General features: G+C 66.4%; 15 protein-coding genes. 7 read left to right on the forward strand and 8 right to left on the reverse strand.

From position 1 onward, the window contains the following. Positions 1-152: 152 nt before the first annotated feature. The 4 genes from H9638_RS02895 (at position 153) to H9638_RS02910 (ending at position 4,082) form a co-directional block, all read left to right on the forward strand. Positions 153-1,487 carry a sensor histidine kinase gene (locus tag H9638_RS02895; RefSeq protein ID WP_191745665.1) on the forward strand — a complete coding sequence of 445 codons (1,335 nt, stop codon included), beginning with the start codon at positions 153-155 and terminating at the stop codon, positions 1,485-1,487. Further along, positions 1,480-2,124 (forward strand): response regulator, encoded by a 645-nt coding sequence (locus tag H9638_RS02900; protein ID WP_191745666.1) that lies wholly within the window; start codon positions 1,480-1,482, stop codon positions 2,122-2,124. The genes H9638_RS02895 and H9638_RS02900 overlap by 8 nt, the downstream gene beginning before the upstream one ends. Before the next feature lie 156 nt (positions 2,125-2,280). Further along, complete coding sequence (locus H9638_RS02905) at positions 2,281-2,580, forward strand: hypothetical protein (RefSeq protein ID WP_191745667.1); 300 nt, start codon at positions 2,281-2,283, stop codon at positions 2,578-2,580. Further along, entirely contained in the window at positions 2,577-4,082 is a 1,506-nt protein-coding gene (locus H9638_RS02910) for a thioester domain-containing protein (RefSeq protein ID WP_191745668.1), read from the forward strand. The genes H9638_RS02905 and H9638_RS02910 overlap by 4 nt, the downstream gene beginning before the upstream one ends. A 62-nt stretch (positions 4,083-4,144) precedes the next feature. Here H9638_RS02910 and H9638_RS02915 read toward each other — a convergent pair whose 3' ends face one another. The 8 genes from H9638_RS02915 to H9638_RS02950 form a co-directional block, all read right to left on the reverse strand. Then, positions 4,145-4,474 (reverse strand): hypothetical protein, encoded by a 330-nt coding sequence (locus H9638_RS02915; protein WP_191745669.1) that lies wholly within the window; start codon positions 4,472-4,474, stop codon positions 4,145-4,147. A 132-nt stretch (positions 4,475-4,606) separates the two neighbouring features. After that, a complete protein-coding gene (locus H9638_RS02920; RefSeq protein ID WP_191745670.1) occupies positions 4,607-5,413 on the reverse strand; it encodes a DUF427 domain-containing protein in 807 nt (268 codons plus the stop codon). Between the two features lie 85 nt (positions 5,414-5,498). Next, a complete protein-coding gene (locus tag H9638_RS02925; protein WP_191745671.1) occupies positions 5,499-5,657 on the reverse strand; it encodes a hypothetical protein in 159 nt (52 codons plus the stop codon). A 384-nt stretch (positions 5,658-6,041) separates the two neighbouring features. Next, positions 6,042-6,512, reverse strand: a complete 471-nt coding sequence (locus H9638_RS02930; RefSeq protein ID WP_191745672.1) for a DoxX family protein — start codon at positions 6,510-6,512, stop codon at positions 6,042-6,044. A 64-nt stretch (positions 6,513-6,576) separates the two neighbouring features. After that, entirely contained in the window at positions 6,577-7,410 is an 834-nt protein-coding gene (locus H9638_RS02935; protein ID WP_191745673.1) for an aldo/keto reductase, read from the reverse strand. 42 nt (positions 7,411-7,452) lie between these two features. Continuing rightward, positions 7,453-9,171 carry an alpha-glucosidase gene (locus H9638_RS02940; protein WP_191745674.1) on the reverse strand — a complete coding sequence of 573 codons (1,719 nt, stop codon included), beginning with the start codon at positions 9,169-9,171 and terminating at the stop codon, positions 7,453-7,455. A gap of 67 nt (positions 9,172-9,238) precedes the next feature. Then, complete coding sequence (locus H9638_RS02945) at positions 9,239-10,489, reverse strand: M20 family metallo-hydrolase (RefSeq protein WP_191745675.1); 1,251 nt, start codon at positions 10,487-10,489, stop codon at positions 9,239-9,241. Next, positions 10,486-12,147 carry an amidohydrolase gene (locus H9638_RS02950; RefSeq protein ID WP_191745676.1) on the reverse strand — a complete coding sequence of 554 codons (1,662 nt, stop codon included), beginning with the start codon at positions 12,145-12,147 and terminating at the stop codon, positions 10,486-10,488. Before H9638_RS02950 ends, H9638_RS02945 begins: the two co-directional genes overlap by 4 nt. A gap of 156 nt (positions 12,148-12,303) precedes the next feature. Between H9638_RS02950 and H9638_RS02955 the strand changes: the two genes are divergently transcribed. The 3 genes from H9638_RS02955 (at position 12,304) to H9638_RS02965 (ending at position 15,730) form a co-directional block, all read left to right on the forward strand. Next, positions 12,304-13,488, forward strand: coding sequence for a helix-turn-helix domain-containing protein (locus H9638_RS02955; protein WP_191745677.1), 1,185 nt, complete (start codon positions 12,304-12,306; stop codon positions 13,486-13,488). A 151-nt stretch (positions 13,489-13,639) separates the two neighbouring features. Next, positions 13,640-14,971, forward strand: coding sequence for an MFS transporter (locus H9638_RS02960; protein WP_318241760.1), 1,332 nt, complete (start codon positions 13,640-13,642; stop codon positions 14,969-14,971). 150 nt (positions 14,972-15,121) lie between these two features. After that, positions 15,122-15,730 carry a TetR/AcrR family transcriptional regulator gene (locus H9638_RS02965; RefSeq protein ID WP_191745678.1) on the forward strand — a complete coding sequence of 203 codons (609 nt, stop codon included), beginning with the start codon at positions 15,122-15,124 and terminating at the stop codon, positions 15,728-15,730. The last annotated feature ends 44 nt before the right edge of the window (positions 15,731-15,774 follow it).

Genomic DNA, 15,774 nt, shown 5'->3' on the forward strand with positions numbered 1-15,774 from the left:
GCAGACTGGGCTGTTCCCTCCCTTTCCACTCTCCTGTCCGCCGCGTCCTGCGGCATCGGCTGGGCGGGCGGTTCCCCGGAACCGTCCGGTTGAAGAGCCGGTCAACCAAACGGTTGATGCGGCGCCTGAGTACGGTGGCTAGGCTGGCGGATATGTCCGCCGAGTTCGGCCGGTCGCAGGCCGGCGAGCGCATCCTGCAAGTCCTCCGTCTGGCCCTCCATGTGGGATTTGCACTGCTGCTCGCCGTAGCCGTGGCGCGGCTGTTGCTGATGGCGCCCGTGTCCTGGACCACCTACGCTGCGCTCTTCCTCTCAGCGGTCCTTGCCGCGGTGTACGTGACCGGCACCGTGGCGGAGAAACGGACCTCGGAGGGCAGCCGGCGGACCGGCAGATTCGACCCCGAGCGGCACGGTCTGGCCTGGCTGGCCGTAGTCGCCGGGCTGTGGGGAGCGCTGATGGTGCTCAGTCCGGACTTCTCCTGGCTGGCCTTTCCGCTGTTTTTCCTGGAGCTGCGGCTGCTGTCCGTCCGGTCCGCGGTCCTCGCCGTCTGCGTGACGACGGCGGCAGTGGTCGCCGCGCAATGGGCGCATGCCGGCACCTTCCACGCAGCCATGCTGCTGGGCCCGGCGATCGGCGCCGGATTCGCGGTCATCATGGGCATGGCCTACCAGGCCCTCTACGCCGAAGTCACCAACCAGCGCCGGGCGCTGGATGAACTGCACCGCACCCGCGCGGAGCTGGCCCGCAGCCAGCGGGAGCAGGGTGTCCTGGCTGAACGGGAGCGGCTGGCCCGGGAAATCCACGACACCCTGGCCCAGGGGCTGGCGAGCATTGTGCTGGTCAGCCGCTCGGCCGGTGATTCCCTCGGGGACGGGGACCTGGCAGCCGTGCGTGAGCGGCTGCGGACAGTCGAGGCCACAGCTGCGGAGAACCTCACCGAAGCCCGGCGCTTTGTCCGGGACCTGCAGGCCCCCCAGAGTGAGACCGGGTCCCTCCCGGACCGCCTGCTGCGGGTCTGCGCAGCGGTACAGGACCAGGCCGCGGCCCAGGGGCAGGCGCTGGAATGCCGGTTCAGGCTGGAGGGAGATCCGGTTCAGCTGCCGGCCCCGTATGAGGTGGCGATCCTCCGGGCGGTGCAGTCCGCGCTGGCCAACGTGCTCCAGCACGCCGGGGCCTCCACCGCCGTCGTTACCCTGGGCTTTGTGGGACAGGACGTGACCCTGGATATTTTCGACGACGGCCGCGGCTTCGATCCGTCCGCCGTTCCGGCACGCCAACAGCCGCGGGCGGATGGATCCGGGTACGGGCTGATTTCCCTCCGGGACCGGGTCACGGCACTCGGGGGGAACATGGACATGGAATCGGCTCCCGGAGAGGGAACGGTGCTGGGCATCCGGCTCCCGCTGCGCGCGGAAGCCGGCACCGAAGCAGCCGGCGAGGCGCTCCCGGGCGCAGGACCCACAACAAGGGGACGAAATCATGAGTGAACTGCGGGTGCTGCTGGTGGATGACCATCCGGTGGTGCGGTCCGGGCTCCGCGCCATGCTCTCGGGTTTTGACGGTGTCTCCGTCGCAGCCGAGGCAGGCGACGGCGATGAAGCCCTGCGGATGCTGGCGAAGGAGAAAGCGCTCGGCCAGCCGGTGGACCTGGTGCTGATGGACCTACAGATGGGACCGGGCATGGACGGGGTCACCGCCACCCGGCGGATCAAGGAAACAGACCCCGGGCTTCCGGTGCTGGTGCTGACCACCTATGACACCGACGCCGATATCCTGGCGGCTGTGGAGGCCGGCGCCAGCGGATACATGCTCAAGGACGCGCCGCCGGAGCAGATCCGGGACGCCGTCCGATCGGCCGCCGCCGGACAGACCGCACTGGCCCCGGAGGTCGCGGCCCGTCTGATGGGAAGGCTGCGGAACCCCGAGCCTTCCCTCAGCAGCCGGGAAATAGAGCTCGTGGAGCTGCTGGCCACCGGGATGTCCAACCGTGCCATTGCCCGGACCATGTTCATCAGCGAGGCCACGGTCAAGACCCATCTGGTGCACATCTACGAAAAGCTTGGGGTGGATAACCGCACCGCAGCTATATCGGTCGCGCGGGAACGGCGGATCATCCGCGGTTAAGCCGGAGATACCCCGGCAGCGGGCACGGAGTTCTGATCAACGGCACTAAAAACGGGATTACTACTAGCCGACAGCCACCGGGGTCCATAGTGTCGGTGCTCGCTGGTGCTCACCATCGGCGTGATTCCACCGTGCCTAGCGTATTGAGGGTCCCATATGAGTGCCGACCAGTCTCCTGATTCTGCTGCGCGTCAGCCTCCACACCGCAGCAGGGTGCGGGCAGCCACCCTGCTGGGGCTGCTGGTCTCCCTGCTGCTGCTGGGTCTCCCGCTGGCCGGGCCGGCCCACGCGGAGCTGGGAAGTGAAGCCCCGGTTGATGACCCGCAGTACACCGCGGACACGGACATCGTGATCACGTCCACCGGCGAAGGCCAGGCAGTGCAGGGCGCCCTGCCCCGCCAGGGCAAACCTGGCGAATCGACACTTATCCCACCAGCATTCCGCCGGGCTACGTGACTGACAACGCCAGCTTTGCGGGGATCATCAACACCACGGACATCCTCGGAACCAACACTGCGCAGATGTACTGCATCGACCTGCGCACGGAGACCCGGGTAGGCCTCGGATATGTGAACGGAACCTGGGACGAGGGCAATGTGCCCAACATCGGCCACGTGAACCGCATCCTGAACACGTACTACCCGGAAACCGACCTTCCCACGGGGCTGACGGATAACCAGAAGGCAGCAGCGGTCCAGACAGCCATCTGGTTCTTCACCGATGGGTACGTCATCAATCCGGCGGATCCCCTGGCAACGGCGGTGACGGCAATCGTCAACGGCACCATCACGGCAGGGCCCCTGACCGAGCCCGATGCACCGGACATCTCCATCACGCCGGCGCTCGCCGAAGCGCCGATCGGCGGGGTGGCAGGGCCCTTCACCGCAACAGCCGAGGACGCCGCGGAAATCACCCTGACCGCCGACGCCGGCTACACGGTGTACTCGGACGCGGGAGGAACCGTCCCGGTAACCAACCCGGTGGCCAGCGGGAGCCAGTTCTGGGTCCGCAGTGATTCCGGCGGAACCGGTCCGGGCGGTATTTCTGCACGCGCCGTCGTCACCGTGCAGACGGGAAATGTGTATCTCTATGACGGTGCCACTCCCGAGACGACTGCCGCCCAGAAACTCATTCTGGCGGCCACCCGGGACCTAACCGCCAATGCGGACGCCGCAGTGTCCTTCTACGCGGTGGGCGCCCTGGCCGTCACCAAGGCAATCGCGGGCCCGGCAGCCGGAAGCCAGGGAGACGTTTTGATCAGCATCGACTGCGGCCCCGGTTTCCAATTCGCGTTCAACGTCCCGGCCGGGACCACCGGCAGCGTCTCGGAGACCTTCACAGGCATCCGCGCCGGGTCCACCTGCACCATCACCGAACCAACCAATGGAGCGACGCAAAGCGTCCTGGTGACCACTGTGCTGCCGGACCCGGTTGAAATCGCGGCGAATGCCACCGCCGCAGCGGCGGTCACGGACAGCTACAGCTTCGCGCCTGGAACCCTGCTGGTCAGCAAGGCCATCACCGGCGCAGCGGCCGGAGCACAGGAGGAGATCCGGATCGCCGTCCTCTGCACGGCCGCCGGTGGCACTGTCCTTGAGGAAACGATTCTCATTCCTGCCGGCGCGGTCGAATCTGTGGCCACTGAGTTTCCTGACCTGCCGGCAGGCTCGAACTGCAGCATCACCGAAACAGCGAATGGTTCCACCGCCAGCGTTCTGGTCAGCGTCACCGGGGGCGGAAACGTGACCATTCCGGCGGGCGCGGCCGTGGAGACGGCACTGACCAATACCTACGAGTTCTCCAAGATTAAGCGGGCGCACTTCGACTATGGGAAGCGCCAGCTGCCAAATACCGGAAGTGACGACGTCGGCGGGCTGCTCCTCCTGGGTGCAGGACTGCTGCTTTCCGGCGGACTCGGCGTCACCGCAGCCAGCCGCCTCCGGCGGACCCAGCGCTAAGCCGGCGTCCCCTCATCTCCGCCCGTGGGGTGAGGGGACGCAGGACCTTGCCGGACCGCCGCCTAGCGCGGAGCGGTCCCGCGCGGATCTTCCGGATCTTTGTCCTCGGCCCCGGGAACCGCACCGAACCGGCGGTTCACCCCGGAGCCGCGGCCCAAGGACTCCGGGTTGGGTTTCGCGGCCATGATCATCAGCAGGAAGGTCAGCAGGCAGACGATGAAAGCGATGCAGCCGGCGGCCAGTCCCAGCTCCCAGCGGAAGGTGTTCGTGGCCCCGCCCGTGGAGACCACCGCCGTCGTAACCGCCACAAATCCGGCGATGACCCCTGAGGCGATGACTGGAACGTTTCCGTAGTTTGGTCCGGAACCGGGTGTCCGCTGGGTTGCAGCCATGTTCGTCAGCTCCTGCACATCATGCCGTGTCCGCCGTCCTGCGTCGATTCTTCCACCGTCACCGGGGAGCAAAAAAGGGCTGCAGGCTAATTTGCCTGCAGCCCTTCGGCTTAGTCTCGTTGGACCGAAGAATCAGAATCGGAAGAGCGACGCGACGTCCCGTTTCTGGCCGTCCACAAATACCTCGGTGCGCTCGTCGTAAAAAGACACCCGGTCCTTCAACTGGGCCGAGTCTGGCAGCACGGTTTCGTAGGACCAGGCAAGGTCCCTGCCCTCCGGCTGCCCGGCCACCGACCAGTAAGTTGCGGACCCCTTGTACGGGCAGACGCTGTGGTGGGCCGAGGGTTCCAAAAGGTCCCAGTCCACATCCCCGCGCGGATAGTAGGTGCGCACCGGCACCATGGTTTCGTAAACGAACAGGGGATGGGCGGTTTCGGCCAGCAGCATTCCGTCCAGCTGCACCCGGGAGGTCCGGGAGGACTCGCGGGCGTCTACCCGGTGGAACGGGTCCCGGGGATGCCCTTTGATTTCCTGGTCCTCTTCCAGCCAACGGTCGAAGGCGCTGAAATCCAGCAGAAGGTGCCCGCCGAGGTCCGGGTCATCCGGCAGGAAGGCCGCCCCGGGGAGGGACCTGGAGGACGCCACCACGTCAAAGGCGGTGCCGTCCGTGGTGTGCACGGAGAAGGGGAAGCGCGGGTCCATGACCGGTGCCGGCTCCGGATTGTTTCCGGGCGGAGCCGCCGGTACAAGGTCCGCAGCCAGGTCTTGTGCCGGTACGGCAAAAACGGGTGTCACACGCCGGGGTTCGTAGACCAGCAGGGCATCCGTTGTGTCGAGTACCGTATCGGTGCCTAACTCTGCGCGGACCCGCCGGGGAGTGGGCTCAAATCTCATCTGTGGCATCAACTGCCACCAGGCCGGGCTTAACTGCAGTGCCATGATTCGATGGTCTACCTGCTCGCCGCTGCCGGCAAGGTCCTCCGGAAACCCCGCCGAACGTGCGGCGCCCGGTTGGGATCCGGCGTTAGGCCGTGGTGGCCGATTCGGCGATGGCCGGAGCGGATTCGAAGTTCATCTCAACAGCGGAGACACCGCCGGCAACAAGGGCCGAAGCGATGGCAATGCCCGTGAGGAGGGCTGTTGTCCGGTTGTTGGTTCCGTGAGTGGACCGTGACTGGAACATGGTCCTCCTTTCTATGGTGGGGGTTGCGGGGAACTAATGGGCCGGCCGGAACGCCAGCCGTTGTCCCCACTTAAAAATGCTAGGGAGTTTGGCAGTCGGCTTGCATAACGTGCCTCACAATTACGGGATCCAGAGCAGTGGTGTTGCCCACGTGCCTGTGTGGTGTTCGCCAAATCCCTGCCCACCGTGCGTGCTGTTACCGGCCTTTCCGGCTGGTGCTCGGCCATGGCGGCCGCGGAAGGGGCGCACCCGCGCTGCCGGGAGAGCTCATCGCGGCCAACGCCGCCCGCCGGTTCCGTGAGGATGGTTTCACCCTGGAACGCACGCCGGAGTTCGGGAATGTGATCGCCGGGACGGACTGCGGCAGCGGGGCGGCGCCGCAGGTTACCGGCTGGCGCTCCGCGTACGGACCGCAGCCCGCAGTGCCTGCCACGCGCCGGTGGACCAGAGCGCCCAGATCACCAGCAGGGGCTGGAAAAACAGTCGGATCAACCTTGCCTGGTCCGAGTCCAGCCCAAAAGCATCCGTGCCGGTGACGTACTGCGAGATGTTGCCCGGGAAAATGGCGATGAAAAACGCAGCAGCAGCCAGGCCCGCCGGAACCCGCCGGCTGGGCAGCGCGGCCAGGGCACCGCCGAGGCCGATCTCGGCGATGCCGGAAAGCAGCACCACGGTGTCCTCATTCAACGGAACCCAGTCCGGGACCTGCGCCTGGAACTCCTCCCGGGCGAAGCTGAGGTGGCTGGTTCCCGCAAAGACCAGGAACAGGCCCAGGACGACGGCGGCCGCCCGGCGCGGACGGGTGGTCTGCGGGGCGCGCTCGGCGAGTGCTCTCAATACAGGAGTTGAAGACATTTCCCGACGCTAACAGGGACATTGCGGTGGGGAAACCCCACCGGCGTGCCCGCAGCCGCCAAAACTAGTGCCCGAAGGAATCCGAATCCAGGATGCCAGCGTCCCCGGTATCCAGGGCCGAAAGGCCCGCAACCTCGCCCGCTTCCAGGGAGAAGTCGAAGACGGCCAGGTTTTCCTCCAGATGTGCACGCGAGGAGGCCTTGGGGATCGGCACCAGGCCCTGCTGCACGTGCCAGCGCAGCACGATCTGCCCCGGCGTGCGGCCGTATTTCTCCGCCAGGGCGGTGACCACGGGATCCTGCAGCAGGCCGCCGTCCCGTCCGAGAGGACTCCAGGACTCGGTGACGATTCCCAGCCGGGTGTTGGCCTGACGCGAGGCTTCGCGGATGTGCCGTGGGTCCACCTGGATCTGGTTCAGGTCCGGAATGAGACCGGCATCGGCGAGCCGCTCCAGGTGGGCAGGCTTGAAGTTGGAGACGCCGATGCCGCGCACCAGGCCTTCCGCCAGCAGATCGGCGATGCCCTGCACCGCCTCGACGAACCGGTCCTGGTCCGGGTTGGGCCAGTGCACCAGCAGCAGGTCGATGTATTCGGTGCCGAGCTTTGCCGCCGACGCGGAGAACGCCTCCCGAACCCCTTCGCGGCTGTGCCAGCGCTTGTTGAACTTGGTGGTGATGACAACGTCGGAGCGGGCAATGCCGATGCGCCGCAGGCCTTCGCCCACGCCGGTCTCATTCTCGTAGTTCTCCGCGGTATCAAAAAGGCGGTAGCCAACGTCGACGGCGGTTGCAACGGCACTGGCCGTCTGGGCATTATCCATGGGCCACGTGCCCATCCCGATGGCCGGAAGCTCAAGGCCGTTGCGGAGCGTAATCGTGGGGACGGAGGCGTTGGGCATGGTGCGTCCTTTCACTGCAGGATTCCTGACGATGCTGCAACCCTAACCAACCCCGCCTGCCGCGGCAGAAATGTCCAGGATCCTGGCTTCCCAGGGCCGCAGCACATCCGGGTCCCCGGGCTCAGCGTAGTTGCCCAGAATCAGTTCCCCGGAGACACAGAGATCGGGTGGAAGCTCCAGGTTCCCGCGGGAAACATTGGCCAATACCAACCACTCGGTGTCGCCCAGCATCCGGCGGAAGGCAAAGAGATGCGGATGATTGGGGTCCTCCAGATGGAAGCCACCCAGGACCACAACATCCTGGGTGTGCCGCAGCCGGATCAGGTCCTGGTAGTACCGGAAGACAGACTTCTCCGCCGTCAGATCGGCGTCGGCGTTAATCTCCGAATGATTGGGATTGACCTGGAGCCACGGCTCGCCGGCGGTAAAGCCGGCGTTGGGGCCGGCAGTCCACTGCATGGGCGTGCGCGCGTTGTCCCGGCTCATGGCCCGCAGCGCCTCCAAGGCTTCCTCGGGCTGCATCCCCTGCGCAGTGGCCTCGGCGTAGAAGTTCAGCGATTCCACATCCTGGTACTGGTCGATCGAGGTAAAGCCGGCGTTGGTCATGCCGATTTCCTCGCCCTGGTACACGTACGGTGTGCCCCGCTGCAGGTGCAGCAGCGTGGCCCACAGGGTGGCGGATTCATAGCGGAACGCGCCGTCGTCGCCGAACCGGGAGAGATGCCGGGGCTGGTCATGGTTGCTGAGATACAGGCTGTTCCACCCGCGGTCGGCCAGGCCACGCTGCCAGCGGTTCCAGGACGTCTTCAGGTCCGGGAGGCTGAGCGGGCGGTAGTTCCATTTCCGGCCGCCAATCTGGTCGACGTTCACATGCTCGAATTGGAAGACCATGTCCAGTTCCGCCCGGTAGGGGTCGGTGTACAGCAGGGCCTGCTCCACGGTGGCTCCGGGGGTTTCACCGACGGTGAGGAAATCGCCGCTGCGCCCGCCGAAGACCTCCCGCCGCATTTCCTGCAGGAACTCGTGGATCCGCGGACCGTTGGTGAAGTACGGTGCGCCGTCGCCCCAGACACTGCCCGGTTCCACCAGCCCGTCCGGCAGGGCAAGGTCTTTGGAGATGAAGTTGATGACATCCATCCGGAATCCGTCGACTCCGCGGTCCAGCCACCAGCGCATGGTTTCATAAACCTCGTTCCGGACGTGCGGGTTCTCCCAGTTCAGGTCCGGCTGGTGCGGGGTGAACAGGTGCAGGTAGTACTGGCCGGTTTCCGGTTCGAAGGTCCAGGCCGGGCCGCCGAAATGCGAGCCCCAGTTGTTCGGTTCGGCGCTGGGCTCACCCGGCTCGAAGCCGGGCCGCGCGTCCCGCCACCAGAAGTAGTCCCGGTAGGGGTTGTCGCGGGACTGCCGCGCCTGGGCGAAGACCGGGTGCTCGCTGGAGGTGTGGTTCACCACCAGATCCATCACCAGCTTCAGGCCCCGGACGTGCATCGCCCCCAGCAGCTCGTCGAAGTCCGCTTCGGTGCCAAACAGCCGGTCGATCCGCCGGTAGTTGGAAATGTCGTAGCCGTTGTCCCGCTGCGGGGACTCATGGACCGGTGAGAGCCAGATGACGTCCACTCCCAGCTCCTGCAGGTAATCCAGGTGCGCGAGGATGCCTTTGAGGTCTCCGACTCCGTCGCCGGAACCATCTGCGAAACTCCGCGGATAGATCTGATAGACGACGGCGCTGGTCCACCACGCGGGCTCGTGCGGATCGATCATGGCTGGCTCCTCTCACAGGCAGTGCGTGGGAGTCTACGCCGGGGCCCCGGGCGGCGGCAGATGAGGGCTAGTCCTCCACAGCGTCACCGCGCACCAGCCGGCGGGTGACCTCGGTAAGGAGCTCGACGCCGCGCACGGCGTCCTCGTCCCGGGTGAACTCCGCTTCATTGTGCGAGATGCCGTCCACGCTGGGAACAAAGAGCATCACCGTGGGCACGTGGTCCTTGAGGTTGGTGGAGTCGTGCCCGGCCACGGTCATGATGTCCATGTGGCTGAAGCCGAGTGCCTCGGCTGCCGCCCGGCCCAGCCGTACGCCGGCCGGTGAGTAGGGGTTCAGCCCCCACTGGTGGGTCAGGGCCAGGGACACCTCGGTCCGCGAGCGGGCCTCCGCCTCGGCAATGCGCTTGCCCAACAGGTCCATGGCGCGTGCCAGCACGGATTCGTCGGGGGAGCGCAGGTCCAGGTTCATGACCGTCTGGCGCGCGATGGTCACCGGCGAGTTCGGCAGGACCTGCAGCTGCGAAACGGAGCTGTGCAGCTGGCCGGGCTCAAACTCCTCAGTCAGTTCCCGCGCGGCCGCGATCACCAGCGCCGCACCGTACAGTGCGTCGCGGCGGTCCGGCATCCGGGTGGAGCCGGTGTGCGACTGGTCCCCGTCCACGGTCACCAGGTACTTGGCCGCGGCCCAGGTGCGGTCCACGAGTCCGACCTGGATGTTCTGCTCCTCCAGGATTTTTCCCTGCTCAATGTGGATTTCCGCGTAGCGGGCAATGCTGCCAAGCCAGGGTGCGGAGTCCGACGCCGGAGAGCCGGCGGCCAGGGCTTCAGCCACTGTGGCTCCGGCCAGGTCCTGTGTGGCCAGCGCGGTCTCCAGGGGGAGCTTGCCGGTGAAGACACCGCTGCCCATCATGCTGGGCGTGAACCGGCTGCCTTCCTCGTTGAACCAGTTCACGACGGCAAGGTTGAACACCGGAGTGAACTCGCCGGCCTCCGCGGCGGCCGCGGCCCGCACGACGGCGTGGGCGGCAGCCAGCACCCCGTACGCGCCGTCGTACCGGCCGGCCAGCGGCTGGGAATCCAGGTGGGATCCGAGCAGGACCCACGGCGCGCCGGGCACCAGTTCAGCCAGGCCAAACTGGTTACCGGCCGCGTCCACGGCTTCGCGCAGTCGGTGCCCGGCGAGCCAGGTGCTGAACCAGGAGCGCGTGGCGTGGTCCTCCGGGGTGCCGGCCTGGCGGTCCACTCCGCCGCCCGGCGTCGCTCCAAAGCTGGACATCACGGTGAAATCGGCGAGGAAGCCGGTGTTCGAGGTGCTCATGGGGTTTCCTTCGCGCTGTGGGTGGGGTGGAAATCTGGATGCCGGTAGCGTAGCTCTCCGCCCACCATGGTGCCCAGCACCATGGTTGCGCTGATGCGGCCGGGGGCGACGGCGGTGGGATCCTGGTCCAGGAACACCAGGTCCGCGAGCATCCCGGGGGAGAGCCGTCCCTTTTCCGCGTCCGTGCCGGTGGCTGCGGCGGATCCGGTGGTGTATGCGGCGAGCGCCTGGCCGGCGGTCAGCCGCTCGCCCGGGCCGTAGACAGTTCCCGAGGGCGTGAGCCGTTCGACGAAGGACTGCATCACGTCCAGCGGGCGGCCGTTGGAAACCGGCCGGTCCGAGCTGCCGGGGAGCACGGCTCCGCGGTTGAGGACGCTGGCAGCCGGATAGGACCACGCGGTGCGCTCCGGTCCGAGCAGCTCCGCCATACCGTCGCCGAACTCGGTGATGAAGTGCGGCTGCGGGACCAGCACGATTCCGGCGTCGGCAATGCGGTCCAGCTGCTCGGGCCGGACCACACCGCCGTGCTCAATCCGGTTGGGGAAGCAGTTGGCGCCATAGGTCTCCTGCGCCTCGGTGATGATTGAAATCGCGTGGTCCACTGCGGCGTCCCCGATCGCGTGCATGGCGATCGGCCAGCCGGCCCGGTAGGCGGCCAGCGCCGAACTCCTCAGCTGCGCCGCGTCCATCTGCAGGTAGCCGTGATTGTGCGTGCAGCCGACGTAGTCCTCGGACATGTAGGCGGTGCTGCCCAGCAGGGAACCGTCGCTGAAAATCTTGACCGGTCCAAGGCGCAGCCATTCGTCGCCGAGTCCGGAGCGGATCCCGGTGTCCAGACCCAGGCCGTCGGGATCGTCGGCGTGGCCGGGAAGCTGGCGCAGGGCGTCCAGGACCAGCATGGGCTGCATCCGGACTTTGAGCAGGCCCTTGTCCCGGGCCGACTGGTAAGCGGCGAATTCGCGGGGTGAATGACCGATCCAGCCGCCGGCGATTCCGGCGTCGGTCACGCTGGTAATGCCCTCGGTGAGGTAGTGGCTGGTGGCCAGCTCGAGGGCACGCTCGATGGTCTCGAGCGGGTAGGGGAGCATCAGGTCCTGGACCAGGCGCATGGCGTTTTCCTCCAGCAGCCCGGTGGGCAGGCCCGCCGGGTCCCTGACCACCACACCGCCGTCGACCGCCGCGTCCAGATCCGCGGACCGGGAAACCAGTGCCAGGGCCGCACCGTTGAGCGTGCAGGCGTGGCCGGAGGAGTGCTTGATCCAGACCGGACGGCCGCCGGAGGCCTCGTCCAGCCGGTCCCTGTCCGGCTGGGCGCCGCCGAGCAGGAGGGGGCTGAAGCCGGAGGCGATGACCCACTGATCGGGCTCCAGGTCCGCGGCTGCCAGGCCGACGGCGGCGTACACCTCCTCGAGGGACCGGACGGCTCCCAGCGCGGTTTCCATCAGGCCCAAGCCGAACCACACGCTGTGGCTGTGCACGTCATTGAACCCGGGCACCACCGTCAGGCCGCCGGCATCCAGGACCGCCCGGGCCGGGATCTCCAGATCGGGATCGACGGCGAGGATCCGGCCGCCGTGAATCACCAGGGTGTGTGCTGTGGGCCGGTGCGGATCCTGCGTCAGGACGCGGGCATTGGTGATCATCAGGTCGGCGAGCATGAATTCCTAGCAGTTGATGCCGCCCCCGGCGAGGGAGCGGGTAAAGAGGCAGCGCAGTTCGAGCCAAAACCATTCAACTATGGCTAAATGTCTCACTCAATGGACATTAGCCGCCAAAATTGGGGATTGGATTATGCATTTTCATAAAGTGACTGCATGACTGAAACTCCCGGATCGGCCTTCGTTCCGTCTACCCGCAGCCTCCCGCGTGAGCCTTCCGGCGGCCAGCAGTGGGAGGACCTCATCCAGCGGCTCTGGGTCCAGCGGGATACCCTGGTGAGCGATTTCCTCAGCCGGTTCGAGGCAGTCTCCTACGACGACGCCCGGGTTCCGCCGGAGGATGTCTACCAAACCGCCGTGGACACCATGGACATGTTCCTGTACCAGATGGCGGGCTTTGAACTCCCCTCGGATCTGCGGAACCTGCCGCGTGAGGTTGCTGCCCGGCGGGCGGCCCAGGGAGTGCCCCTGCACTCCTTCCTCGAGGCGGTCCGCAACGATTTCCGTGTGCTGTGGAAAGGCCTGGAACGCGTGGCAGACGGGGACGGTGTGACGGTGCTGGTCTCCAACATGGACCGGGTGATGGATGTGGTGGAAGGCTATGTCTCCAGCATTCAGCAGTCCTTTGTTGAGGCCGAGGCACTCCTGGCACGGGACAAACAGCTTTACCGCCAGCGGCTGATCTCCCGCCTGTTTACCGGGGAACCGAAATCCGGCAAGGATATCGAGGACATCTGCGCCGGCGTGGGAGTCAAACCCCTCGACGTCTTCGAAGTGATAGCCGTAATTGGGGACGCCGTTCCGGCGGCCCAGCGGGCGTTCCTGAATGACCGCCGGTGCCACTCCTATGACCGTGCGGGCGTTCTCTATGTGTTCAGGGTCCAGCGCCGGGGCCATGCCTGGCTTGACGAACCGCCGCCGTTCCCTGCCGGATACGTGCAGGACGTCGCCGGGCTGACGGCGGTTCCCGGAGCCGCGGCCTCGGCCCTCGTGCTGGCGCGGAGCGGTGCTTCCGGCCTGCAGACCATGGACGAGGCCTGGATGCGCATCGCCGCGGATCTCCTGGAACAGACCCTTCCCGGGTTCTGTGCCGCGGTGCATGAGGCGATGGCCCGCTGCACCGAACATGAACGCCAGCGCCTGCTGCAGGTGGCGGAAAGCTATGCCCGGACCGGTTCCATCAAGGAGACCGCAGAGGAACTGTACTGCCACCGCAATACCGTGGTGAACCGGCTGCATTCACTTCAGCAGGTCATCGGTCTGGACCTGGCGGTCCCGGGTCAGGCGGCGAAGGCCCTGATAGCGCTCAGCTCTCTCCCGGAATTTCCCCACACTGTTTAAATGCCCAAACTTTGGGTGAAAGGTGGGTGAAATTTGTCATTGTTTGTGGAAATGCCGCCTGACTACGCTCAGGGAGAGACCTCCCACAGCCGGCCCAGCAGCCAGTTCCATTCCTTGACTGCGGCAGCGGCCACCTTGAAAGGCACCACTCGTGACTGAAACCAACACTAAACCGGGGGAACGCGGCGCGCCCGTGACCATCTCCGGAAAGGACGCGGGCACCATTGCCCGGGCGTCCTTCGTCGGCACCGCCCTGGAATGGTACGACTACTACCTCTTTGGCACTGCTGCGGCGCTGGTTTTCAACCGGCTCTTCTTCACCACCATGGACCCCACGGCTGCGCTGCTGGCCTCCTTCGCCACTTTCGGTGTTGGTTTCGCTGCCCGGCCCATCGGCGCGGTCCTCTTCGGGTACATCGGTGACCGCTATGGCCGCCGGCCCGCCCTGCTGGCAACCATCGTTATGATCGGCATCGCCACCGGCCTCATCGGCTTCCTGCCGGACTTCGGCACCATCGGTCTTGCCGCTCCGATTCTGCTGGCCGTCCTGCGCCTGGTGCAGGGCCTCGCCGTCGGCGGCGAATGGGGCGGCGCCGTGACCATGGCGATCGAACACGCGCCGGTGGAGAAGCGCGGACGCTTCGCTGCACTGGTCCAGGTTGGTTCCCCCGTTGGCACCCTGCTTTCAGCCGGAGCGTTCTCGCTGGTGCTCCTGTTCCCCTCCGAGACCTTTGATGCCTGGGGCTGGCGCATTCCCTTCCTGATGGCCTTCCCGCTGCTGCTGGTTGCCCTTTGGATCCGCGTGAGGGTTGAGGAATCCCCGATCTTCAAGGACCTGCTGGCGCAGGAAGAAACGGTCAAGGTTCCGGCCCTGGATGTGTTCCGCAACGCCGGCGGCCGCCTGGTCGTCGCTGTGATGGCTGCACTGCTCGGTGTGGGCGGCTTCTACATGATCACCACCTTCATCGTCAGCTACGGCTCCAACACCCTGGGCGTTGACCGCCAGGTGATGGTCAACGCCACGCTGATTGCGGCCGTTGCCCAGATCTTCGTAACCGTTGCAATGGGCCGGCTGGCCGAAAAGATCGGTCCGGGCAAGGTCACCATGTGGGGCGGCATCCTCACCGCCGCGGCCTCGTTCCCGATCTTCGCGATGGTGGACACCAAGTCCCCCCTGATGATCACGCTGGCGATCACGCTGGGCATTGTTCTGATCGCAGTGGCGTACGCGGTCAACGGAGCGCTGCTGACTGAACTGTTCCCGCCGAAGCTGCGGTACTCCGGTGTGGCCCTGGGCTACAACATCGCAGGCGCCACCAGCGGGTTTATGCCGCTGCTGGCAACCGCCATGCTTGGCTTCTCCGGCAACCAGTCCTGGGGTGCGGCGCTGATCCTTGTGCTCATTGCACTGATCACCGCGGTGGGCGGTTTCCTGGGCGAACGCCTCCGGGTGCAGGACAAGCGGATCGTTGCCGCTGACTAGAACCAGCTGAACCGGCGCCGGGAAGCGCTCAAGATCCGGCCGGCAGGAACTGTCCCCCCATGCTGTTCCTGCCGGCCTTTCCCATGCCCGGCCGGTGGGCCACCGGTCCGGCTAGCATGAACAAGATTGTCCACGTTGGGAGGTATCCGGATGTCTGGAGCTCAGAACGCCCCAGGTGCGCCCGCGGGTTCCGGGGCGGATGACCGCAAGCGCGCCGACGCGCGCCGGAACATCGAGGCCATCGTCGAGGCGGCAACCCGCCTGCTGGCCGTCGACCCGGATGCCAGCGTGAGCGAGATAGCGAAGGTGGCCGGGGTTGGCCGGGTGACGCTGTACGGCCACTTCGCCACCCGGACAACCCTTCTCCGCGAGGTGGTTGACCGCGCCATCGACCAGACAGATAGAACTCTGGCCGGCGTGGACTTCGACGGCGCTCCCCGCGAGGCGCTGGGACGGCTGCTGGAAATGAGCTGGCAGTTGACCCATCGGTTCGGGGCCCTGGTGGTCGCGGCTTCGGGCACGCTCCCGCCTGAAGAGATCAGAAGGGCACATGACCAGCCAGCCGAACGGGTCCGGCTGCTGCTCGAACGCGGACGCACCGACGGCAGTTTCCGTGCTGACATGCCCATCGAATGGCAGATCAGCGTGATCCAGGCTGTCCTGCATGGCGCCTCCGCCGCTGTGCACCGCGGGGAGATTACGGCGGACGAGGCGCCGGAGCTGGTGCGCAGCACGGTCCTGGCCGCACTCGCCGGCTAACCCGGACTGCCGGAACAGGCCGGCCACCTCAGTCTTCCGGAATC

This window comes from Arthrobacter pullicola (assembly GCF_014836875.1).
Classification (GTDB): domain Bacteria; phylum Actinomycetota; class Actinomycetes; order Actinomycetales; family Micrococcaceae; genus Arthrobacter_B; species Arthrobacter_B pullicola.

Bases quoted from the DNA above. Each gene is read 5' to 3' on its own strand.
- H9638_RS02915 (WP_191745669.1), bottom strand. From the start codon at position 4,474: ATGGCTGCAACCCAGCGGACACCCGGTTCCGGACCAAACTACGGAAAC.
- H9638_RS02955 (WP_191745677.1), top strand. From the start codon at position 12,304: ATGACTGAAACTCCCGGATCGGCCTTCGTTCCGTCTACCCGCAGCCTC.
- H9638_RS02920 (WP_191745670.1), bottom strand. From the start codon at position 5,413: ATGGCACTGCAGTTAAGCCCGGCCTGGTGGCAGTTGATGCCACAGATG.
- H9638_RS02950 (WP_191745676.1), bottom strand. From the start codon at position 12,147: ATGCTCGCCGACCTGATGATCACCAATGCCCGCGTCCTGACGCAGGAT.
- H9638_RS02900 (WP_191745666.1), top strand. From the start codon at position 1,480: ATGAGTGAACTGCGGGTGCTGCTGGTGGATGACCATCCGGTGGTGCGG.
- H9638_RS02940 (WP_191745674.1), bottom strand. From the start codon at position 9,171: ATGATCGATCCGCACGAGCCCGCGTGGTGGACCAGCGCCGTCGTCTAT.
- H9638_RS02895 (WP_191745665.1), top strand. From the start codon at position 153: ATGTCCGCCGAGTTCGGCCGGTCGCAGGCCGGCGAGCGCATCCTGCAA.
- H9638_RS02905 (WP_191745667.1), top strand. From the start codon at position 2,281: ATGAGTGCCGACCAGTCTCCTGATTCTGCTGCGCGTCAGCCTCCACAC.
- H9638_RS02935 (WP_191745673.1), bottom strand. From the start codon at position 7,410: ATGCCCAACGCCTCCGTCCCCACGATTACGCTCCGCAACGGCCTTGAG.
- H9638_RS02925 (WP_191745671.1), bottom strand. From the start codon at position 5,657: ATGTTCCAGTCACGGTCCACTCACGGAACCAACAACCGGACAACAGCC.
- H9638_RS02930 (WP_191745672.1), bottom strand. From the start codon at position 6,512: ATGTCTTCAACTCCTGTATTGAGAGCACTCGCCGAGCGCGCCCCGCAG.
- H9638_RS02965 (WP_191745678.1), top strand. From the start codon at position 15,122: ATGTCTGGAGCTCAGAACGCCCCAGGTGCGCCCGCGGGTTCCGGGGCG.
- H9638_RS02945 (WP_191745675.1), bottom strand. From the start codon at position 10,489: ATGAGCACCTCGAACACCGGCTTCCTCGCCGATTTCACCGTGATGTCC.